Origin of the sequence: Kordiimonas laminariae (genome assembly GCF_023008165.1) — a bacterium.
Taxonomy (GTDB): Bacteria; Pseudomonadota; Alphaproteobacteria; order Sphingomonadales; family Kordiimonadaceae; genus Kordiimonas; species Kordiimonas laminariae.
This window is the reverse complement of record NZ_JAKQZA010000003.1, coordinates 447,233-469,877: the sequence shown is the minus strand read 5'-3', so window position 1 is coordinate 469,877 and position 22,645 is coordinate 447,233. Positions and strand designations below refer to the sequence as shown.

General features: G+C 45.3%; 20 protein-coding genes. 8 read left to right on the top strand and 12 right to left on the bottom strand.

Annotation, left to right across the window (positions count from 1 at the left end):
- Positions 1 to 10: 10 nt before the first annotated feature.
- Positions 11 to 1,099 carry an EF-hand domain-containing protein gene (locus MF542_RS08280; RefSeq protein ID WP_247017861.1) on the top strand — a complete coding sequence of 363 codons (1,089 nt, stop codon included), beginning with the start codon at positions 11 to 13 and terminating at the stop codon, positions 1,097 to 1,099.
- 53 nt (positions 1,100 to 1,152) lie between these two features.
- On the opposite strand, the gene MF542_RS08275 is transcribed toward MF542_RS08280, so the two are convergent.
- Positions 1,153 to 1,815, bottom strand: coding sequence for a response regulator (locus tag MF542_RS08275; protein WP_247017859.1), 663 nt, complete (start codon positions 1,813 to 1,815; stop codon positions 1,153 to 1,155).
- Positions 1,812 to 3,239: a sensor histidine kinase gene (locus MF542_RS08270; RefSeq protein ID WP_247017858.1), complete on the bottom strand. Its 1,428-nt coding sequence runs from the start codon at positions 3,237 to 3,239 to the stop codon at positions 1,812 to 1,814. Before MF542_RS08270 ends, MF542_RS08275 begins: the two co-directional genes overlap by 4 nt.
- A gap of 186 nt (positions 3,240 to 3,425) precedes the next feature.
- Here MF542_RS08270 and MF542_RS08265 point away from each other — a divergent pair, with 186 nt between their 5' ends.
- The 5 genes from MF542_RS08265 to MF542_RS08245 all read left to right on the top strand — a co-directional run bounded on the left by MF542_RS08265 (position 3,426) and on the right by MF542_RS08245 (position 9,998).
- On the top strand, positions 3,426 to 4,583 hold the full coding sequence (locus MF542_RS08265; protein WP_247017856.1) for a serine hydrolase domain-containing protein: 1,158 nt from the start codon (positions 3,426 to 3,428) through the stop codon (positions 4,581 to 4,583).
- Positions 4,580 to 5,299, top strand: coding sequence for a response regulator transcription factor (locus tag MF542_RS08260; RefSeq protein ID WP_247017853.1), 720 nt, complete (start codon positions 4,580 to 4,582; stop codon positions 5,297 to 5,299). The genes MF542_RS08265 and MF542_RS08260 overlap by 4 nt, the downstream gene beginning before the upstream one ends.
- A gap of 17 nt (positions 5,300 to 5,316) precedes the next feature.
- Positions 5,317 to 6,714 carry a sensor histidine kinase gene (locus MF542_RS08255; protein ID WP_247017851.1) on the top strand — a complete coding sequence of 466 codons (1,398 nt, stop codon included), beginning with the start codon at positions 5,317 to 5,319 and terminating at the stop codon, positions 6,712 to 6,714.
- Between the two features lie 145 nt (positions 6,715 to 6,859).
- Positions 6,860 to 8,986, top strand: a complete 2,127-nt coding sequence (locus MF542_RS08250; protein ID WP_247017848.1) for a TonB-dependent receptor domain-containing protein — start codon at positions 6,860 to 6,862, stop codon at positions 8,984 to 8,986.
- A gap of 85 nt (positions 8,987 to 9,071) precedes the next feature.
- Positions 9,072 to 9,998: an energy transducer TonB gene (locus tag MF542_RS08245; RefSeq protein WP_247017846.1), complete on the top strand. Its 927-nt coding sequence runs from the start codon at positions 9,072 to 9,074 to the stop codon at positions 9,996 to 9,998.
- 60 nt (positions 9,999 to 10,058) lie between these two features.
- Here the strand turns inward: MF542_RS08245 and MF542_RS08240 are convergent, their stop codons facing one another.
- The 8 genes from MF542_RS08240 to MF542_RS08205 form a co-directional block, all read right to left on the bottom strand.
- Positions 10,059 to 10,769: a PepSY-associated TM helix domain-containing protein gene (locus MF542_RS08240; protein WP_247017844.1), complete on the bottom strand. Its 711-nt coding sequence runs from the start codon at positions 10,767 to 10,769 to the stop codon at positions 10,059 to 10,061.
- Positions 10,770 to 10,778: 9 nt separating this feature from the next.
- Positions 10,779 to 12,242 carry a DUF2271 domain-containing protein gene (locus MF542_RS08235; RefSeq protein ID WP_247017842.1) on the bottom strand — a complete coding sequence of 488 codons (1,464 nt, stop codon included), beginning with the start codon at positions 12,240 to 12,242 and terminating at the stop codon, positions 10,779 to 10,781.
- A 15-nt stretch (positions 12,243 to 12,257) separates the two neighbouring features.
- On the bottom strand, positions 12,258 to 12,635 hold the full coding sequence (locus MF542_RS08230) for an ExbD/TolR family protein (protein ID WP_247017840.1): 378 nt from the start codon (positions 12,633 to 12,635) through the stop codon (positions 12,258 to 12,260).
- 2 nt (positions 12,636 to 12,637) lie between these two features.
- A complete protein-coding gene (locus MF542_RS08225) occupies positions 12,638 to 13,027 on the bottom strand; it encodes an ExbD/TolR family protein (protein WP_247017838.1) in 390 nt (129 codons plus the stop codon).
- Between the two features lie 8 nt (positions 13,028 to 13,035).
- Positions 13,036 to 13,734, bottom strand: coding sequence for a MotA/TolQ/ExbB proton channel family protein (locus MF542_RS08220; RefSeq protein ID WP_247017836.1), 699 nt, complete (start codon positions 13,732 to 13,734; stop codon positions 13,036 to 13,038).
- 17 nt (positions 13,735 to 13,751) lie between these two features.
- The gene (locus MF542_RS08215; RefSeq protein WP_247017834.1) at positions 13,752 to 14,579 is read right to left on the bottom strand and encodes an EF-hand domain-containing protein; all 828 of its coding nucleotides are present in this window, start codon (positions 14,577 to 14,579) and stop codon (positions 13,752 to 13,754) included.
- Positions 14,580 to 14,601: 22 nt separating this feature from the next.
- On the bottom strand, positions 14,602 to 15,399 hold the full coding sequence (locus MF542_RS08210; protein ID WP_247017832.1) for a DUF4198 domain-containing protein: 798 nt from the start codon (positions 15,397 to 15,399) through the stop codon (positions 14,602 to 14,604).
- Between the two features lie 222 nt (positions 15,400 to 15,621).
- Positions 15,622 to 16,539: a LysR family transcriptional regulator gene (locus tag MF542_RS08205; protein WP_247017830.1), complete on the bottom strand. Its 918-nt coding sequence runs from the start codon at positions 16,537 to 16,539 to the stop codon at positions 15,622 to 15,624.
- 185 nt (positions 16,540 to 16,724) lie between these two features.
- Between MF542_RS08205 and MF542_RS08200 the strand changes: the two genes are divergently transcribed.
- Positions 16,725 to 17,591, top strand: a complete 867-nt coding sequence (locus tag MF542_RS08200; RefSeq protein ID WP_247017828.1) for an ABC transporter ATP-binding protein — start codon at positions 16,725 to 16,727, stop codon at positions 17,589 to 17,591.
- Positions 17,592 to 17,594: 3 nt separating this feature from the next.
- Positions 17,595 to 21,197, top strand: coding sequence for a hypothetical protein (locus tag MF542_RS08195; RefSeq protein WP_247017826.1), 3,603 nt, complete (start codon positions 17,595 to 17,597; stop codon positions 21,195 to 21,197).
- Positions 21,198 to 21,343: 146 nt separating this feature from the next.
- On the opposite strand, the gene MF542_RS08190 is transcribed toward MF542_RS08195, so the two are convergent.
- Entirely contained in the window at positions 21,344 to 21,835 is a 492-nt protein-coding gene (locus MF542_RS08190; protein ID WP_247017824.1) for a DUF3592 domain-containing protein, read from the bottom strand.
- A gap of 82 nt (positions 21,836 to 21,917) precedes the next feature.
- Complete coding sequence (locus MF542_RS08185) at positions 21,918 to 22,496, bottom strand: hypothetical protein (protein ID WP_247017822.1); 579 nt, start codon at positions 22,494 to 22,496, stop codon at positions 21,918 to 21,920.
- Between the last annotated feature and the right edge of the window lie 149 nt (positions 22,497 to 22,645).

The following is a 22,645-nucleotide window of genomic DNA, read 5'->3' as shown; positions in this document are numbered from 1 at the left end:
GAGCATACTCATGAAATTGGTAAGAGATTTATTATTAGCAAGCCTGGCTTTTGGTTTTGCTGCGCAAACTGTAGCCGCAGATGATGTGCTGGAGTTTCTGGATGGAGACCGTGATGGCACTATCAGCGCTTATGAAGCAATGGACCAGCTCCTAAGGTTGCAGAAGGAAACCGGTAAGAAACAGCTGAGCATAGCCGATTTTAAAAAATATCTAGCTAACTTGAAAGCAGATGAAGAGGCAGAACTGAAAGAGATGATGGCGTCTCTTGATGCAAATGGTAATGGCAAACTTACGGTGAAAGAGCTGAAAAAAGCTGTAGGAGATTTAGCGCGTGGTGTGGACCGTAATGGGGATAAGACTGTTAGCCTTCAGGAGCTTCAGGCCTTTGATCTCGCCAATGCCATTGTGGTATCTGATAGCGAAATCCGCGATGAAGTTGCCTATATTATGGAAGCGCTGGATGAAAACGGCAATGGCGCGCTTACCAAGCGAGAGATGCCTGAGGCAGAAATCTGGGATGACCTTAAGGATAAAGATTTGAACCGTGATGGTTCCATTACCAGAAAAGAGCTAATTACGGCAGCGAAACAAGATAATAAAATAGCCGAATTTGATGTGCAGGGTAGTACCGCTGTGATGACAGGTACTATCAGTGCATCTACGCCAGCACGTGTTTTGGAGCTGGTTATTGAGCACCCTGAGGTAACAACAATCCTTCTTGGTCGTGTCCCGGGTTCCGTAGATGATGAAGCAAACCTTCGGGCTGCATCTTATGTACGCCAGTTCGGCCTTAATACTAAACTGGCTTCAAATAGTGTGGTTGCCTCTGGCGGCACAGACTTCTTTCTCGCGGGTGTTGAGCGATCGGTAAGCCCGGGTGCGATGGCTGGCGTGCATTCCTGGGGTGGTCCTGGCTATGAAGGCAAGGATGTGCCGAGAGATGATGAACAGCATCAGTCCTATCTGGAATATTACCGTGAAATGGGGATTCCTGCGAAATTTTACTGGTTCACATTAGAGGCAGCGCCCGTTGAAGGCGTGCACTGGATGACCTCTGCTGAATTCAAAAAATATAAGTTTGCTACCTCGCAAAAATAATGTTCCGAGTATTGTAACGAGTGAGAAAGCGAGGCTGTCTGGCCTCGCTTTTTTTATGAATTATTGGAAACCAGATCATTCCGCCATGCATAGACGGCCGCTTGAGTACGGTCATTCAGATAAAGTTTGCTGAGAATATTTGTTACATGAGATTTTACTGTTTTTTCGCTGATACCAAAATTGCTTGCAATCGTTTGGTTTGAATCACCGTTTGCGATAGCGCGCAATACTTCATGCTCACGCTGTGTCAGGCTTTCATGGAGCGGATTGTCATGGTTGCCTGCACGGCTCAGATGTTTCATCAATGCGCGTGCCAGCCTTGGGCTAAGGGTTGCTTCACCTTTGTTCGCTTTATGGATCGCAGCTATTAAATCGTCAGGATCGCTTTCCTTGATAAGATATGAAAGCACACCTGCTTGCATGGCATCGGTGAGATATTCATCCCCTTCATGGCTTGTAAGCATCAATATCTGGCTTCTGGGGGTTAGTTCTTTAATGCGGCGGGCGGCCTCTACCCCAGAGATGTCGGGCAGAAACAGATCAAGAAGTATAACATCGGGTGCGGTTTCGGCGGCTAGTTTCACAGCGTCTTCGCCGTTTTCAGCTTCACCAATAATGTTGATGCCCGGGCTGTTTTCCAGCAGCAGTGATAGACCACGCCTTACAAGTGCATGGTCATCAACGATGATAAGTGAGATTTCCGTTTCTTCTGTCATGCTTTGCTCGTTTGCACTGTTGCTTTCCAGGTAACGCACACGGATGTGCCCTTTTTAGGGGTACTTTCAATGATGATATCCCCATAAAAACTTGTGGCACGTTCCTGCATGTTATTCAGGCCAAAGCCGCTTTTAGGATTGCCGGTATCAAAACCCACGCCGTTATCCCTTATTGCTAATGACCATACATTATCTTCCCTTTTTAGGCGCACTACAACATCGGAAGCTTTTGAGTGCTTTACACAGTTGTTTAGTGCTTCTTGTGTGATACGCAAAAGATGATGTTCCTGCATTTGGCTCATCATCAGTACCTCTTCATCATAATAAAGAACCACAGATATGTGTTTTGTGTAGCTGGGGATAAGATCTACCAACCCCTGAATAAAGTTCGTACTGGTCTGGGAAGATGGCCGGGCTTCAGAGAGGAGTTTTACGATTTCACTGTTGATAGCTGAAACGGTTTTTTCTGTTTCCTCTACTCGTGCTTTCAGTACATCCGGCATTTCTGGGTGTTTTGATAAGGCTTTTATCTGCAGAGCTAGCGCAAAAACCTGCTGCTTGACAGTATCATGTAGTTCTTTGGAGAGGTGTTCGCGTTCATTATGGGCGGACAGTTCCTGCCTTAAAAGTACAAGCTCGTTCAAATCATCTGCTACCCGGTTCAATTGCCTTACGTGGTCGCCAAGTTCATCACTGTGACTATCATCAATGCGTTCACCCAGATGTCCTGCGGACCATTCTCTGGTAACTGCTGATATCCGGTCTAGCCGCTTGGTCATATGCCAGCCGCTTACAAAACCACTAAGGATACCTACAAAAGTGGCAAGCAGAATGAACACAATCCAGGGGCCATCAGCAAAACCAAAGTTATTTGAAAGCGTTTTCCACAGGTTGAATGTGGCGTATATTTCAACTTTCACCCTGCCTGTGTGAGGAGCTTCCATGGGCACGTTCACATTTGCCACATGAAAACGGGTGTTTTCCTTCAGGCTAAGAGGAATTTTATCAGAGCTCATAGTGATAAGCTCTTTATCTTCTGTGTTATAAATCGTGATACGGTAAGCTACGTCCGCCACATTGTTGAGTGTGAAGAAATAATCGATATCTTCAGTGTCAGGAACAAGAAATGGCTCCTGATACATTTTAAGGCTCTCAAGCATTGCTGTGGTATTCTCAATTAAATTTTCAAATACCGGACTTTCGATGGATTGCTGAATGGCTGTAGAGTGCTCTTCGACAATTTCTTCAGCGATCATCTCCAAACTGTCTTTTTCTGTAGTATCGAGAAAATCTGAATAGTCATTTAAAACAAGAATTAGGCTGATTGCTCCGCTGATAACAACAAAACAGCTCAGGCCTGCATAAATACTGATACGCCACCAGAAACGGCGACGAAACTGAGAAATATATCGTTTAAAATTCATCATCATGATCAAGTAGTAGCATACCGCATAGATGCGCGAACCAGACTATGGTCTTAGGCCAGGAAAATATTGATACTAACGCTGGTGCCATACCGTGCATTCGTGGCGCGCGGGAAATCTTAATTATTTCATGATTTTTGTTTTTTATATGCCCCGGTAATGTGAATTACCAATGAGGATATTTTCGTGTCTAATTTTTTCGCAAAACCCTTATTTCTAGGGGGTGTTATTGGCGTAGTTTTGTTTGCAGTCACAACTGGGTTCAGTTTTCCGGTGCAAGCTGCTTCATCCTTTGATCATACAGAAAAGCTGAAAACTGATGTCAGGCAGCTTTTGGATAAATATGAACGTAAAAACTTTTCAGGCTCCTTGCTTGTTGCCCATAAAGGGCAGGTTGTTTTAACCGATGAATTTGGTGTAATGGCGGAGGATAGCCAACAAAAAACCAACGTGCATACTATTTATGATGTGGGTTCGCTTACAAAGCAATTTACTGGTGCGGCGATAATGAAATTGGTCGAGGAAAAACGATTAGCTTTAAGTGATCGCCTGCAAAAGTATTTCCCCAATATACCAGCAGATAAAGCCAGTATAACTATCCATCAACTGTTGACTCACAGTTCCGGCCTTCGTGGTTTTCCTGATAAAGGAGATTATGACCTGGTTGAAACCCATGTGTTTTTTGATACTGTTTTCAAACAGTCTCTCCGTTTTGCACCGGGATCTGAGCATGAATATAGGAATGTTGGTTATAGCGCACTAGCTCGGATTATAGAGCTTGTAACCGATATGGAATATGAGGCTTATCTCCAGCAAACTTTCTTCAAACCACTTGGGATGTTTAACACTGGATATTTAGCGCCTGACTGGACAGAAACACTGGTAGCAGAAGGATATGCACGCGGTAAAAAGTTTGGCTCTGGTATTGCCCGTTATCAGGATATGGGTGAAATTTCCTGGCTGCTAAAAGGCAATGGCGGCATTCATTCAACACTTGGGGATATGCATGTCTGGCTCAAGTCTCTTAGCAATGCAGAAATTCTAACAGAGAACTCTATAGAACTTTTAACAACCCGGCATATTGCGGAAGATCCATCTGGCAATAGCCATTATGGTTATGGTTGGGCGATTTTTACAACAGACAAAGGCGGAGATTTAGTGGCTCATAATGGGAGCAATCGCTTCTTTTTTGCTGATGTCCTCTGGCTCAAGGATGAAGACGCATGGATTGTTATGCTGAGCAATAGTTTTTCGAGAGATATGATGGAACTTGCTTGGCGAACAGAACGTCATTTGGCAGAGTATTTGGGCTCGCAGTTGGTGACCAAGGTTGTTGAATATTGAATGATCAACTTGACGATAAACCACTTGTTTTAGTGGCGGAAGATAACTGGGATACAGCCGAAAACCTGCGGCTGTATCTAGAGCACCATAATATGCGGTGTATTACAGCGCGGAATGGCACTGACGCCATTCGGCTGTTTGAGCAGCAGAAACCAGATTTGGTTATTCTCGATTGGATGATGCCAGAACGGGACGGTGTTGAGGTATGCGCTCATATAAGGCGAAAAAGCCAGATTCCTATCATTATGGTAACGGCCCGTATTACCCCTGACGATCTGGTTGTTGGCTTGGAGGCCGGTGCTGATGAATATGTTAAAAAACCGTTTGAGCATAAGGAGCTGATCGCCAGAATAAAAGCGCACCTCAGGCGGCAGCATTTTAAACCCGTATCTGATGAAACAGGTGCTTTAGGCCCCTGGCGGTGGCATGAGCTCAACAAACAAATCTTTTACTGCGGTCACGAACTAACTCTTACCAAAACTGAATATCAGTTACTGATGATTTTGCTGAAGTCACCGGAAAGGATTTTTACACGGGAACAGTTGTTCGTGGCTGTTTTTGGTTACGATTCTGAGAGCAGTGACCGTACTGTGGATGTGCATCTGCATAACGCCCGGAAAAAGCTTAATCAGATTGACCGAGAGCAGCACGGAATTTCGTCTGTCTACGGTGTGGGGTATAAAATGAAACTCATACCTGATCAGCCCCGCCAGTAGCTCAAAGGTTCGATATCATGAAATTTTATCACAGACTTGAATGGCAACTTGCTTTTGCAATTATTATAGCTCTTGGGCTTACTATAACCTTTACGGGGCTTTTGAATCAAACCACCGTTGGCATATTCCTGACACCGCTTGAGGCAAATTCTGGTGTCAACAAGCCTGATTATAAACACTATTTAGGATCGCTTCCGGAACCTCAAAATACCAAACAACAAATCGCAGGTTTGATTACTGAATTTGAACAGCAGAGTGGTGGCGATGATAATGTTATTATTGTTACAAATCAGCGGTTTGAAATTCAGGGATTTAGTAATAGTGAGTTTGTGTTTACGGAGCTGGTGAGAGCAGAACCAGATGCTCAAGGATATTCTGTGGTGCTCAGCAGTCTCTATAACAAGCAAGAGATTATTCAAATTTATAACCGGGTTCCGGCATTCCAGTGGGGCACTGAATATCTTATTTTCATAGTGCCGGATCCTACGTTTAAATCTGAGCCAAGCACTTTTACCATCATCACAAAAAATCTGGGCAAACATGTGCGAGAGCTTGGTATTTATTATGCACTGGTTGGCGTGTTTATTATTCTGCTCGTCAGATTTCGACTAGCGCCGCTGCGCATGCTTGAAAGCTTCTCTCGGAAGCTTTCTTCTGAGAAGTTGCCTGCCCCTATGCCAGCTTCTGGATTTAAGGATGAAGTGAATAGTTTGGTTTCGGCTTTCAATAAGGCACGCGACCGATTGGAACAAGAAAAAGACAGAAGAAATGAACTGCTTGCAGAGATATCTCACGAACTGCGGACACCGCTTCATAACATGCGAGGGCGACTGGAATTAGCCTCGGAAGGCATTATTGAAGGCGATAATAAAACGGTAAAATATGCTCTCGATCAAACACAGCAGTTGGTTAATTTAGTCAATGATCTGGATTTACTCAGTGCTCTAGATAATGCTGATTTGCATCTGGGAAAACAGGCCATTGATCTGCAAGGATTTCTACAGGAAAAATTGCAGGCGGGCAGGGTGATTAGCCCTTACGAATGGTCATTATCCTGCCCTGAGGTTATTTGTGAAATTGACCCCATACGGATGACCCAGGTGTTTGATAATTTGGTACAAAATTCGGTAACTGCAAAGGCAGAGGGATTGCGGTTAGATATCGAGTGTTCTGTATCTGAAAAAAGAGTCCTTATCGTCTTCACAGATAACGGCCCAGGTGTGCCGGAAGCAGCCTTGCCTATGCTGTTTGATAGGCTTTACCGGGTTGATGCCAGCCGCACGCAAGCCACTGGTGGTTCCGGTTTAGGGTTAAGTATTGTTGATAAAATTATCCGTGCCCATGGTGGGGAAATTGATGCCTTTTTACCTGAAGATGGCGGCCTTGGCTTTCGCATGGAACTTCCACGGGTTTGATGCGTAACCGATAGGGTATTTCTTTTTCAGTTGACACTTTTGTGATTATTTCATACCCCTTTCATCGCAAATGCGAATCATTCGCATTATTAATTGCAAATAACTCTCTCCTCCCCATTCAACCCGAGAGAGATGTGAGGAAACGATGAAAAAACAACTGCTACTCTCTTCAGCGATGGTGCTTGTGTGCACTGCCGCTGCCCACGCACAAGATACTGAAGATAAAAAGAAAAAAGACGAAGAAAGCCGCCTTGAAAAGGTAACGGTTTCAGCAACTTTCACGGAGAAGAAAGAGCTTGAGACAGTTAAATCGGTTTCTATCGTTGGTTCTGAAGATATCAGCCGCCGCCAGGCAAACAATGTTATGGAACTTGTTGCAGATCTCCCTGGTGTGGACATTAATGGTGGTCCCAACCGCCAAGGTGCTGAGTTCAGTATTCGTGGTGTTACTCGCCCTGAACAGAATATTGTGCGGGTAGACGGTGTAACCAAATATTTTGAGGGATACCGCCTTGGTTCTTTTTTCGGCGATCCGGAGCTCTTGAAGCAGGTGGATGTTGTCCGTGGTCCGGTTTCGACATTGTACGGGAGTGGCGCGATTGGTGGCGTGGTGAACATGACCACGAAAGATGCATCTGATTTCCTAAAAGCTGGCCAGACTTTTGGTGCCAAAGTTAAGGCCGGTTTTAATTCAAACAACGATGAATGGAACGGTTCCGCTTTCCTTTATGCACGTCCGGAAGAAAATATTGATCTTCTTGGTGCCGTTACATTCCGTGATTCTGATGATTTTGAGTTTGCATCTGGTGATACATTTGAGGGGTCGGCAGTTAATGTAAAAAACCTTCTATTGAAGGCCTCAATAGTATTGGCTGATTACCATAAATTAAGCGCTTCCTACCAATACGGTGAAGACAGCGGGATTGTTGAATTCCGCCAGAATGACCGAGGCACAACGGATAGTGGTTTCTCTGAGGGACTTATCGACCGTGAGCTTGAAGATACATCGGTAGCGCTTGAATATGCTTACCAGAATGATGATAACCCGTGGGTCGATTTCACCCTGAGCTTTGGATATTCCAAAACCCATAATATGGAAACTGGGCTTGATTCAAGCATTGTTGCTGGCCCGGTGTCCACATCGCTTGATCCGGGTGAGACGCGTATTTTCGATTATAAAAGCTGGCAACTTTCTGCGATCAATACATCTCGTTTCAGCACAGGTAGTGTGAAACATGTGATGACATTTGGTGCTGATTTCTACACCCAAGACCGTTTCGGCGAGCAAAGTGGTGGCCCTATTCGCAGCCAGCCAAGTGGTGAACAGGATGTGTTTGGTGCATTCATTCAGGATGAAATCAATTTCGCTGACCGTGTGATCCTCACACCGGCTATCCGCTATGCGACATACACAACAGAAGGTTCAACGGTTGGTCTTGAAGACCGTATTGCTGACCCGGATGATTTCCTTACAGCGGATCAATTCCGGCAGGCAGACCGCTATTCAGCCTGGACACCAAGCGTAACAGCCGAAATAAAGCTAACTGATTGGGCAAGTGTTATTGGAGGATACTATGAAGGTTTCCGTGCTCCGGCAATCGACGAAATTTATGCTCACTCACTCTTCTTCGGCGCTCCATTCCCTCCGGGAACAGCTGATAAAACAACAAGCCTCCAGCTCCGGGAAGAAACAGCCCAAACATGGGAAGGTGGTATAAAGCTGGCGTTTGAAGATGTAATCACCAAGGGGGATATCCTGCGTACCAAGCTTGTGTATTTCCGTAATAATATTGAAGATAAGATCGTAAGCATCCGCAGCACATCTGCGCTTATCAATCCTATGAGTTATATCAATGACGGTGAAGATCGTCTCAAAGGCTGGGAATTTGAAGGCCTTTACGATAACGGCGTAACCTATATCCGTACGAGCTTTTCAAGCATTCGCGGTGAAAACCTTTCCCGGAATATTGATCTTACAGCAACACCCGCCGATCAGCTTTCTATCTCTGGCGGTACCCGCTTCGGGGACACTGGCCTTGAAGGTGGTTTCCAATCACAGTTTGTGTGGCGTCATCACACAGAAGATGAAGTGGATGGTAACCCTGGTTACAACATTCATAATCTATACTTCACATACCGCCCGGAAGCGGTTGAAGGTGCGGAAATCCGTCTCGCGGTAAACAACCTGTTTGATAAGGATTACCGCCGTCACAGAGCAGGCACAAGGAGCTTTGGCCGCGACGTTCGCGTATCCGTTTCTTACCAGTTCTAAAAACAGATACCCCCCAAGTATGTACTTGGGTAGTGTCGCAGCGTTTGGGGGACGCTGCGGCACAAACCATTTAAAAGAGGCTATAATGAACAATCGGTTACTATGGTCATTATCAGCGACAATCGCGCTTGCAGTTCATGCGGGCGCGATTGTTTATTATGCAAACACATCCTTTGGTGATCCTGCGCCGCCACCCGCTGGTCAAAAAGGAGTACTTGTTGAACTTGCTTTTGAAGGGGCTGCTGCGGGCGGTATTTCTCAGGCGGGTAACACACAGGAAATTTCAGAACATCAGCAGATGTTAGACCAAGCGGCACCGAAAAAGACAACTGCTCAGAAACCCCGGGAAGAAAGACAGCCAGAACCCTTGGAGCCGCTGCCAGAGCCGCCAATAGCCCCCCCCCAAGAACCTGAGCGTGCGGAAGAAGTGCCTAAAGAACCAGAACAAGCGGAAGTACCGGTAGAGGCAGAAGAAACGCCTTCGGAGGAAGAGGAAATAGTAGAAGACCCGGATATCGTTGAACCCAAAACTGCATCAGCACAAAAAACAACAACACCTTCACCGCAGCCGGCAGACGCTATAAACAATACGGTTGGTGAAGAAGAAGGAAGTGCTGCACCCGCTGTTACTAACAGTGTAGGTGGGGCTGGCGGTAGAAACTCGGAAGCAAAAGGGAATGAAGGGGATGGTAATGCGGCACAGTCAGGCGGGGTGGGCGGTGTTATCCGTACCTATGAAGATCTTGTACGGGTATGGGTGCAAAAGAATTTAATATATCCGCGTATGGCCCGTGAGCGCCGTTTGATGGGTATCGTGACCGTGCGGTTCACACTTGATCCAGTAGGTGGTCTCTTGAATGCTGAAATCCTTGAAGAAAGTGATTACCGTATCCTCAATAAATCTGCTTTGAAAACCATAAAACGCGCTAGTCCTTTTCCTGTATTTCCTGATGAAATGACAGATATGAAGGAACGTGTTTTTGTGCTTCCAATAGAGTTTGGAGCTCAATAAAAAAAAGCCCTTCGGGGAGAGCCGAAGGGCAAGTTCTGGAGATATACCTTATTAAGCAGATTAAGGTACAAGGAAATAAATCAGAGCACCGAGGAATACCGTAGAACCCCCGATGACGCGCAGGCTGTTCTTCAGCCGCATTTTTACCGTGAATAAAATGATAAACCCAAAGAGAGACAGCGCGAGGGTGAGATAAGCGGTGATATCAATGATCCACGGCCACACCGTGCCAGTATATTTGCCTTTGTGAAGATTATGCATTTTATCGGCAATTGTCGCGCGGCGGACGGTCACTTCAGCTTCGCCTGTAAGCAAATCAACAAACACACTGGCACTACCGCCAAGACCTCGATACTCAAGCTGATAGCCGTCGCCTAAATCTTCGTGGTTCTTCAGTTCACCTGGAATATAGATCTGGTTGGAAACCAGATCAGATAGGGCCTGAACAGGGTTATCTGTAGCGGATGCCGCTTTTAGATCGACTTCTCTAAGTGTTAGAACGTCGTCGGTTTTAACGCGGTCGCTCTGAAACCATTCAGGGTGGTTGAGCATCAAGCCACTAAGGGCAAAAAACAAAAGCAGAATGAAAGCGAGTGCCGATACGTATGTATGCAGCATCCGGCTTTGCCGGTACATTTCATTCTTTTTCTTCTTGATCTTCTTTTTGAACTCAGGCGAACGGAATTTGGCAGTAAACCCGTTCTCAATATCACCTGCCGCAGCGCCGGAACGCTGTAGGTTCATATCACTTTGTTTAACAGCAGAAGGCATGGCCTGTCCTTAGCTTTTCTTGCCAAAAACGACAGTTAAGTCACCAATTTCGCCTTCTGCAGGCTGTTGTAGCTTAAAACCATTTTTGTCAATTTTGATGGCGATCTGCTTGTAGGTGTGGCCGCCGTGTTCGCGCGCCATTTCTACATGCAGGATATAGTCACCGTTTTCGATAGAGTTACCAAAATCATCACGGCCGTCCCATGTGGCATTATAACGCCCCGGCATACGGGTTGGACGGCTTACACCGTCTACAACAGAATCAAATTTACGGCCGTAACGGCGCCACCAAACATAATTTTCTTCCATCCATCGGCGGCTTTCGCCCAGCAACATAAGGCTGCGGACAAGTTTCTTACGAGGTGTTGTAACCCAGATACCAACGTATGGACGGCGATAATTACCTTCATCTACTTCAGGAATGGCGAAATCGATATTGAAGGTGAAATCGTTATTCCAGAGCGTCTCTTCTGTTTCGGCATCTTTGGCCTGTAGTTTATGCCAGCCGTTTGTTGGGAACTGGCGACCGTCTGGCGCAATAATCAATGCTTCGACATCTGTCATGGTGTTGATGAGCTTAAGGCCTTCTTTGATAGGCATAACAGAAAGTGCGGTGGCTAACGCGTCGGCTGTCATGGCATCGTTGGCAACAACGGTAGCGGCAGGTGCTTCGTTAACTGGCCAGCCGGTTTTCGGATCAATGATCTGGCTATAATCTTTGCCATCAACGGTATAGGTGCGAGTATTGTGTCCGCTTGATGCAACGGCTTTGGATGATAGCGAGAGCGTTGTCAGATAATTTGCGTTATCTGCCGCGCCAAATGGATTGGCAACGCCTACATTCCAGTTAGTACCACTGCTGGCGTTCCCCCAATATAAGGCATCACCGCCTATATCCAGTTTAATACCGGTTGCGTCTGGCACTTGTGCTTTTGCTGCCTTTAGGGCCTTGTCGAGGATGTAGCCTTTCGCGAGCGACGTGGGATCCAGCTTCAAGGAATTTGTTTCAATTGAATTACCAGTTAGAGTGACTGTCGCTTCCCCAGAAGCGCCCGCAAGCCGTTTTAACCGTTCTGTGTTTGGTGTGCTGTTGTTGCGTGTAGCGTCCTTCCAGATGGCTTTGATCTCACCAAGTCTGCAGCTAAGGCTGCCTGCGGTTTTAACACGCCATTCCTCGCAAGCTTTTAAGACAGCTGCCATATCGTCGGAAACTGTGCTCGCGCCGCCGTTTAGGGCTGCGAGTTCACTATCTGCTTTGGTTGGGCTGAAGATATTTTCAAGACGGTTAATTTCCTGAAGGGCAGCGTCAATTGCTTCTTTAGCTTTTTTATCGCTTACCCCGTGCACAGCCATATCAAAAGACGTGCCGAGAATATTTTCCCGGTGCTCTTCCGTATTTGCAATAGCAGGAGCAAATGCGGCTGCTAGCAGGCTGAGGCTTGTAAGAAAAGTAGTAGTTTTAAAACGGTTCATTATAGATCTCGAAAATCAGGTCTGGACTGTTACAAGCTGCACACTTTTGTGTCCGGCCTTTTGGAGCGCTCGCAACACAGGGAGGAAACAGTCGCGGGTGCAGTTTTTATCAATTTTCACCAACAGAGTTTTGCCGTCTTCGGCTTTGAGCGCGGTGGTGATGTTTTCAAGGGGAATTTCTTTATCGCTGAGGGCGATCTTGCCGTCTGCGTTAACAAGCAAGCGATCTTCCATGCCTGCGATATCAGTTTCCGCCTGAACGGACGGCGCCATAACATCCAGCATCTCTGAGCGAGACATCTGGCCTGCGATCATGAAAAAGATCAAAAGCAGAAACACCACATTGATGAGGGGAATAACATTTTCTCGTTCAGGGCGGACTTGCGGTTTCATAATCATTTGCCCTGCTCCCGCATTTGCAGCTTTACTTCCGTGAAGCCAGCTATGCCCAACGCTTCGATCAGCTCAAGCGTTTGTTGGAGCGTTACTTCTTCACCAAGGTTGACATCAATTGGTTGTGCGAAATCGTTTTGCATCAAAGCTTGGAATTCACTAAGGGGGAGTGTTTGATTTCGGTGGCTTATCAAACCATCCGCCTGAAGCGTGATTTTCACGCGCTCAATTTTTACATCTGACACAGGAGTATTTGCCTTGCCTACACTAGGGAGGGAGAGTTCCTGCATTTGCTCAAGGCTCAGACGGGAGACAATCATGAAAAAGATCAAAAGCAGAAACACCACGTCAATCAGAGGTGTGAGCGAAGGGCGCTTCCGTTTTGTTTCCATCACCTTTATCATGCCACTGCTTCAGCCTGTGGAATCGGTGTTGGGGTGATAGCTTCCAGTCTGTTCTCTTCTGTAACGCCCGATGCTTTGGAACCCTGCCAGGCGGCAAGCATACCTTCAAAAGCATCAATGATATCAGCTTGTGTTTTTTGCACCCGGCCATCAAAGAAACTGAGAAGGGCAGATGCTGGAATAGCAACTACAAGCCCTGCAGCGGTAGTAAGAAGAGCGCCCCAGATACCCCCCGCAAGCGCCGCAGGGTCAGCACGCATGCCGGCACCCTGTAGTCCCTGAAACGCTTCAATCATCCCGATTACGGTTCCAAGCAAGCCAATGAGCGGTGCGAGGGAAGCAATTACATCAAGTCCGCGCAGGTACGCGTTTATTTGGAAGAGCGCGGCATTCGCCATGCGCTCCCCCTGTTGTCTTGGAAGTGTGTTGGTTTGTTCGCTCGTATGCATTTCTTCAAGCGCAGCATTCAGAACTTTTGCAACAGCATGGTTGCTTGCTGAGGTAATTGCCTTTGCTGCTTTGATGTTTTTTTCGGCAACAAAATTAATGACCTGCACAGATTGTTCTTTGTGCCACCGGCCTGCGCGCCATTGTTCGATCAACTTAAACACAGTGATCGTCAGCACAATAATAGACATAGCGCTTAGGAGTATGGTGATAGCACCGCCAGAGAGAATGAGAGAAAGCAAATCCATTGGTTCTTCCAATCAGGTTAGCGAGCTGCTGAAGCTTTTGCTTTCTTCGGTTTCTGAGTTGCCTGCTGCTCCCGTTTTGGCGCAGGGTCATCATCGGCAATGAAACCATCTTTATTGGTATCAAGACGATCAAACATGCGAATGCCGGAAGCTTCAAATTCTTCCCAGCTCATGGCGCCGTTTTCATCTTTATCAATGGCTTTAAAGCGGATTTTTGTTTGCTTTTCTGAAGCTTTTACGGAAGCAGGGATTGCAGCAACCGCTGCTGCTTCAGCAGCGCCAACATATTCAATGCGGCTTAATACGCCGTTGCCACTTTTATCCATGTTCTTGAACATGGTGTCGCGTACTGCGTGATGCTCACCGATGAGAACGATATTATCACCGTTGGTGTCGTATTTTTTATAAAGCCCCTTATGCTTGCCGTTTGATTCCTTTTGGTCAACACGGCCATCATGGTTTGGGTCATGCTTATAAAAGTGTTCGTCTGATGCCACTTTGTATTCTGCTGCCGTCAGCACATAGTCTTTGTTCGTATCCGTTTTGCGGAAGTTATCGAAAGCGTGCTGCGTGCTTTTAAGTTGGCGTTCTTTCAGCATGCTTTCATAGCGTACTTCAAATTCAGTGAGATATTCAGCTGGACTGATAGTGCCATCACCATTTGTATCGGTGTTTGCGAAGCGCGCGCGGCGCACCTGCGCAAATTCCTCTTTGGATACTTTGTTATCGCCATTCAGGTCATAGTCGCGGATCATGCCTGCTTTGAAGTGAGATGCTGGTAGAGCGGGGGATGTAATAACAAGAACGCTTGCAGCAATTGCCAGTGTTGAAACAATCTTTTTCATGGGTCTTTTCCTTCGGGCCAGATTAACGCGCCGCTTCGAAAGTGAGTGTGTATGTATAGCTGTAAACAGGGGCTTTAGCGCCTTCCGGAGCTTTCACTCTGTGACGAGCGCGGGCTAGATAATTCCCTGTTTTTTCAGGTGTGAATTCGATTTTACCTTTGGCATCAGTCTTAAGCTTGGCTACTGGCTCTTTTGCACTGAAGGCACCGCTTGCATCATATACAGGGATTTCAAGGCCAACGGCTGGCTTGCCTTCAAACAGCACAGTTAATTCAACTGGTTCGCCTGCATAAACATCGTTGGGATGAGTGATAGGCGTAATTTCAAGCCCTTTGCCTGATGGTTTGAGGGCCGCTTCTGTTGGCGCACCTTTGGATACATATGTTTCTGCGCGTGTTACGGCCTGAAAATGTGCAGTTTCTTTTGCGCCTTCGGGCAGAGGTTCGCTTGGGTCTTCCATACGGCCTGGTTTGCCGTTTAGCTCATACATACGGAAGATGCGACCATAGCGCATACCGGTGGAGAATTTATATGTACCCTTGTCTTCAAGAGAATGCTCGATCACCACGCGGGTTTTCAGATCACTTCGTGTATCTGGGGAAATCTGCTCGCCGTTTGGAGTGACGATGTAAAACTCGCTTCCAGTGAAAGCAGCTTCAGGCAAGAAGAACTTCTCAGCAAATGAGGCATCCAATGTAACCATTTTGCCAAAGGCCGGATCAAAGCTGATTGGAACAATATAGGGCGTGTGTGCGGATGCTGTGCTCGCGAGCAGTGCTGCTGCCCCAATGGAAGTAAAGAGAAGTTTGCGAAGTTTCATGTGCCTAGCCTCAATTAAAACTGAATGAATCAGTTAATAATGAAAGTAAGAATGATTATCAAATATAAAATGTTGGTTTTGTGAAATATAGAAGCGAAGACTGTGTTCAAAGTGATTCCTGTACGGTCAGGTGATGTTCTGGAGGCTACGGCCACCTATTTTATTCAGTGTGGTTAAGCCAGTAAGGAAGGATTATTTAAATGAGTGCTGGGAGTTTGGCGATTAGCTGTGCCACTTGGGCTGTGCGAAGGCGTCCTTAAGGAAATCAATGAAGGTTTGTACTCGTGTAGCCCGGTTGGTTCTGCTTGTTACGAGAGCGACAACGGGTGCAGCGGGTAGATGAAAATCACCAAGTAGTCTTACAAGCTTTCCGTCACGTATATCCTGCTGTACGGCCCATTCAGAACGCTGGATGATCCCCAATCCCTGATGCGCCCATTTTTGAAGCGTCTCGCCATCATTTGCAGACATTTGAGATTTAACTCTTACATTGATTTGTTGCTGGATATCGTCATCCGCAGATTTAAATGACCAATATGTGTCATCTTCCTCATTCTCTCGCAAAGTTAGACATACGTGATTTATCAAGTCTTGTGGTGTTTCCACCGAAGGGTGGGTTTCAAGATATTCGGGGGAGGCGCAAACAAAACGCTCGTTCTCAGCTAACTTGATTGCAATTAGGCCGCTATCAGCGAGAGGTGCTACCTGAATTATAATGTCCCAGCTTTGATCAGGGAGTTGCGCAAGATTATCGGAAAGGGTTAGGTCGATAGATACATCGCTATGTTTTTGCCTGAAATCAGCAATAACTGGTGCAATATAGTGTCTTCCAAACCCGAGGGGAGCCATAACTCTTAGCCTGCCAACAATCTTCTTCTGACGATCAGCCAGTTCTGAGGTCATGCTATCTATATCAGCAAGAATATTGATCGCTCTTTCAGCTAAAAGCTCGCCATCTGAAGTAAGTAGTACGCCTCCGCGGCCTGACCGTTCAATTAAGCGTAAACCCATTTTTGTTTCTAAAGAAGAAAGGCGTTGGCTGACTGCTGGTGGGGATATGTTCAAATCCCTTGCTGCAGCGGCGAGAGATGTGTTTTTTGCCAAAGCGACAATAAATTCCATATCTGCAACAGATATCATCACAACCTCTCTCTATAGTTACGCTTCATTGTCAGGCCAATGTTAAACCGTGGTTTTCTATAACTACCGCATATAGAAAACCTGTGTAATCCCTGCCGCTGTTAATTGAACAATAAGAGCTGCTTAATGGCAGGGCTACCTGATTTTCACTATCTTAGTGCTGAAATTATCAGACGAGGTTTGCTATGCTGGAAATTCATAACCTATCAAAAAAATATTCGAATGGTGTACAGGCGCTGGATAATGTGAGCCTTGAGATAGGGAAAGGTATGTTTGGCTTACTGGGGCCGAACGGAGCTGGTAAATCTTCTCTGATGAGAACCATCGCAACACTTCAAGATGCAGATGCTGGCAATATTACTTTTAACAATATTGATATCAGCAAATCCCCTCGGGAATTACGCTTACAGTTAGGATATCTGCCTCAGGAGTTCGGGGTCTATCCAAAATTTTCGGCATTTGACCTGTTGGACCATATGGCAACGTTGAAGGGTATTTCTGATAAAAAGCAGAGGCATGAGCAGATTAATGCTCTTCTGCACCAAACAAACCTGTTCGATGCTCGCAAGCGTGCGGTAGCAAATTTTTCAGGTGGTATGAAACAGCGATTTGGTATTGCCCAAGCGCTACTTGGGGACCCTAAGCTTATCATTGTTGATGAGCCTACAGCAGGATTGGACCCGGAAGAACGTAACCGTTTTCACAACCTTCTTAGCGAGATTAGTGAAAATATTATTGTGCTGCTTTCCACGCACATTGTTTCTGATGTTGAAGATTTATGTACGCGTATGGCGATCTTGTCAGGTGGAAAAATTCGCGAATGCGGCCACCCGACGGAGTTGATTAACCGATTAACGGGCCGTGTATGGATGAAGGCTATTGGAAAGGCAGAAATAGAGCCTTTTGAACGGGATTATCAAGTGCTGTCGCGGCAGCTTCACCTGGGCAAGATACAAGCCCGGATATTGTCGGAAGTTTGCCCTGAAGATGGCTTCAAGTGTGTAACGCCAACACTTGAAGATGTTTATTTTAATACATTGCAGCAGGGTTAGGCTATGATTGGCACATATTGTAATTTTGAATGGCAGTATCATACTAAACAATTAGCGTTTGTTATTACCTTCGCCGTATTTCTATTTCTTGGACTTATTCTTACTTTTAATTTCAGTAGTGGTGATGGGGGTGTTCATACAAATTCACCATATCTTATCACCTTTAAATTTGGGCTGATTTCTTGGCTTGTAACCTTTGTGATTGCAGCTTTTTGTAATCGCGCCGTATTGCGCGATTTAGATAGCAATATGTCTGAGTTGGTGTTGTCGACTTCCATTACGAAGAAGCAGTTAATCATTTCACGCTTTGTTGGGGTTTTACTGTCTTCAATATTGGTGATGCTAGCTGTACCGCTTGGTATGATGCTTGATTTTATTCTAACATCAAATGCCGCAGCATCAGCCGCTAGTTTTAAGCTTTTTGATTACATCTGGCCCTTCCTGGTCATGATAATGCCGACTGTGTTTTTCATCAGTAGCTTCTTGTTTTTTATTAGTGTGGTGACGAAAAGCCATATTGCGACATATTTGGCGGCTGTCATGCTTTTCGGGATGTATATGTTTTCATCCACATTCATTGGTTCTCCATTGCTTTCTGGAACAGGATCAGTAGTAGCAAGTTCGGGAATCCAGCAATTGGCTGCCCTTGTCGATCCATATGCTGTTTCGGCCTTTTTACAACAAACTGAATATTGGAGCACTCAGGAGCAAAACACTTTGTTGGTGGGGTTAAGCGGTAATTTTCTTATTAACAGATTGTTATGGACAGTTAGCGGCGGCGCACTGCTCTGGCTTGCCTTTACAAAGTTTAATATGCAGAAGGCATATGTTCATGAAAAATCAGCTGATAAAGAGGTAGGGGTAGATAATGTTCAATTGAAGGGCATAATCCCTTCGGTTGCTTGCAGGGTTAATGATCTCAAAAGTGTGCTTTCTTTAATAAAGATTGAAACGAATCTTTTGATTAAAAGTAAAGTATTCTGGATAGCGATGACCGTTTGGGTTGCTTTCGTGAGCGCTGAAATGCTCACAGTTATCGCCAAGTTTCCTTTCAGCAGCCCGGCACTTCCCACAACAGCAGCGCTTATCAAACGCTTCCAGCCTGATCATTTGCCAACATTTGGGTTGTTGATGCTGATTTTCTTCAGCGGGGAAATTTTCTCCAGAGAAAAGAATATAGGCATCAACTACATTTTGCATGCTTTACCGGTTAAGTCTTTAGGGTTTCTGTTTGCGAAAGTTGTTGCTCTTAGCGTTATCCCTGTTGCGATGATCACACTTGCTATAATGGCGAGTATGGTGCTGCAATTGCTCAACGGCTTTTATGAATTTGATCTTGGAGTATATGCATCACTGTATTATTTCGGGCTAATTCCACTTGCTATCAATGGTGCGATTTGCGGATTTTTTCAGGTTATTGGTAATAATAGATATGTTGGCTTGTCACTTTCATGTTTGTTTTTTGCCGTTTTTTCCACTGACCTTGCCATCCCGTTAGGTATGGAGCACCCCCTGTTTCACTTCGAACAATTTCTACCTGCTCCTTACACAAAATTCAGTGGGTATGAGACAAGCTTTGGGGCTTTTAGTGCCTACCAATTATATTGGCTGGCATGTGTAGCGCTGTTGTTGGTAGGGGCAGGTAAGATATGGGCAAGAGGCAACCGAACGCCTTATAAGAATTTAACTTTGGTGAAGTTGACAGATTTTAAAAACATCTCTCCTATCCCCGTTGCTGTAACCTGTATTGCTTTAATCTCTGGTAGTTGGATTTTTTACCAAACGAACATCGCAGCAACCTATCAACCGCCAAGTCGTATCGTTGCTAATAAGATTGCCTATGAGCGTACGTTTGCGGCCTTTAAAGATGTGCCTCAGCCCGCAGTTACAGCAGTTACTGCTGAATTGGAGTTGATGCCAAAAGGGCGTGCTTACCGTCTCGCCGGACAGATGGAACTCGTCAATCAAACAAGTGCCGACATATCCCGGATTTTGGTTGGTGGCGCCTTATCTGCTGAAAGTGAATTTGAAATCATTGATGCAAAAATTATAGATGACAACATTCACCATCACACGGCTATTTTCGAACTAAATACTCCTTTAAAACCAAATGAAAAGACCACACTGAATTTCTCGGTGAACCATCGGCAGTCAGGTTTTAGTAATAGTCGGCCTGTGAATACAATTACCCAATCGCATGCTTTTATTTTCTTGGATCGGTATGTTTTGCCAACAATTGGGTATCAAAAAAAGCGGACTATAGTCAGGCCCCGTTTACGAAAAGAACATAACCTTCCAGCTATGCCTGCTATGGTGAAACCAGAAGCTGCTGTGGCTGTTGATGGTAGTGATCTTGAGCGGCAGGGCGACTGGATCACACTTGATCTTACAGTAGCAGCACCAGATGATTTCACGGTTGCAGCACCTGGCAAACTTGTAGGTTTGGAAAAGTCTTCAAAGGGAACAATACATCATTTCACCGCGCGGCAGCCTATTCGCAATATTTTGCCTGTTGCTGCGGGTCGGTATATTGGTACAGAACAAATACATAGCGGCGTTAAAACAACGGTATATTCATCTCCTGATTCTTTAAGGAATGTGGGCCGTATACATGAAGCTGCAGCGAACGCGATTGCACATTTTTCCGAGATATTCGGACCATATCCTTATGAAGAGTTGAAGATTGTTGAAGCACCGGCTTTTGCTGGCATCACAATAAGAGGCTTTGCTGCACCTGGAATGCTGCTGTTCGGGGAACAATCGATTTTCAGTTTGGATATACGTAACTTGCAGGACGATAAGATTTTCATTGATCATGTGTCTCGCGTGGTTGCTCGTGAAGTTGCCCGGCAGTGGTGGGGACATAGTTTAGCACCCGCGAATACGGATAAATATGAAGGGGGTGGTTTATTCCTTGAAACTGTGGCTCGTTATGCGGAGTTACTCTCGCTTGAGAAGCATCAGGGAAGAGATATTATGCTTGGTTGGCTAGGAGTGGAACACGATCGGTATCTTTCAGGACGGTCAGGACTTTCTTCTCCAGAGGTGCCTCTATACCGCGTTCAGGACCATCAAAATTACCTCTCCCAGTATAAGGGTGTTATGGCGTTGCATGCACTGAAGGAAACTCTTGGGGGAGACTTGGTAAATGGTGCATTGAAGGAAGTTCTGGAGAAGCACAGATATCCTAATACACCGCCTATTTCTCTAGACTTGATTATGGCATTAAAAAAATTTACGCCGCTCGAAAAACAAAACCTGATTGATGAATGGTTTAAGGCTACTTCTTTCAGTGAAATTGGAATCGATGAAGCGCATATCCTGAAGATAGAAGGAGGCAAATATAAGCTCGAACTATCAGTCGCGGCTAAAAAAATCACTACCAACGGCTCAGAAACCCGAGAGACTGAGCATCTGACACAAGATATTACTGTTGGTATTTACAATGCTGATCGTGAAACAATATATGAAATCAGGCATAATATCGCGCTGTCAGGTAATCGGCTGACATTGATTTTAGATGAAAAGCCATTCGAGATTGTACTGGACCCATATCTAGCTGTTATCGACCTGAATAGAGATAATAACCGAGTAAGATTGGAGTAGATGAATGGCATAAAGACTGTTTATCTCTGGTATTATAACCCGAGTTATCTGAAATCTGTTTTTTATGCTGATATCATTATTCTTCGCGCTGACTGGTATAGAGGGCAATTGGATAGTTAGGTTGCGAGCAAGCGTTTCAGGTGTGCTTACAGCCCTAGGCCTTTAAATATGATGACTGGAAGTAAACCACTCATAAGGATAGTTATAAGTATTGAAGCTGTGTTTGGTTTGATCAGGAAGCTCTTCTCTGGTGATTTCGGATTATAAAAAACCGCAACTTTATCAGGTGAAATTTTGGTTATTCTGTTCATCTGCCATCTAATAATAAACTTCAGGTTATATGTAACTAGAACAGCCCACGGCGATAGGCGTTTACCAGAATAATCTTTTCCATCCACCGTGTAGGTATATTCAACTTTTGCTGCAAACTTTTGGTCGTCATCGGCGCGAGGTACCCCCCACCCTGATACTTCAGCTGTTTCTAAGGTGCCGATTGCCATTGGCCATAATTTAACCCGCCACTGATAAATGAGGCTCATAACCCCCATTAAAATAATATAGGCACTCGAAGCTATGAAAAGAGCTTGCTTATCTCCATCAAGGAGGTTCTCGAAGAAAGAATGTAACACTTCCACCATATAAAATTACCTCATGTAGCTTGCCTTGAATGCTTCTCTGTAAGTGGGCGGAAAAGGCTCCGAATTCCCTAGTTAGGAAGTTTCATTGATGTATGTTTGTTTTGTTGTACGTCACGCCTTGTTTGGAAATCTCAGATATTAACCATGGTAATGATATTCCTGAATAGCGCTGCAATTGAATAGATGGTTTATTATGGAAGTGAGCCCAATATTCGGTCTCATCCACGGCTTCGTGCTTATGAATGTATCGTTCTTCAATCCCAGTGATATCTGAGAGAGCAGAACGAAAGCCCGTCTCTTGTCCGTGCGCGTGATTTGGGACATCCCAGATCAAATACTCATTATCTAGCCTGAAATGCCATTCGCCTACAGTATTCAAGGAACGGCGGGCAAACGCAGCAGCTTTAAAGAGCGTCACCACCCCTGTGCCAATGAATATTACCCCTAAAAAATCCCATACTGTAAATGCCGTGGGGCTATCAATTCTGGATAAATTTAAAGCATCCTCCGGTAGCAGGTATGTGCCCAATAAAATCCAGAGACTGGCAAACAGTGGGGTGATAATCAAACGTTTCATATTTCTACGTTTGAGAGGCACTCGTACATCAAATGCTGGCTGGTCTTTATTCATCGCATAATTTGTGGGTGATGTAAGGCGCATGATGGCGTTTCACAGAATCCCTTATCTTTTATCAACCGTTGATACATAAGTTGCAACAGTATGCCGCATATCTTGAGATAATCCATAATTTTTGACACATAAAATGCGCTAATCGGACGGCTTTGAAACATGCCGTGGTGTGTGGCGTG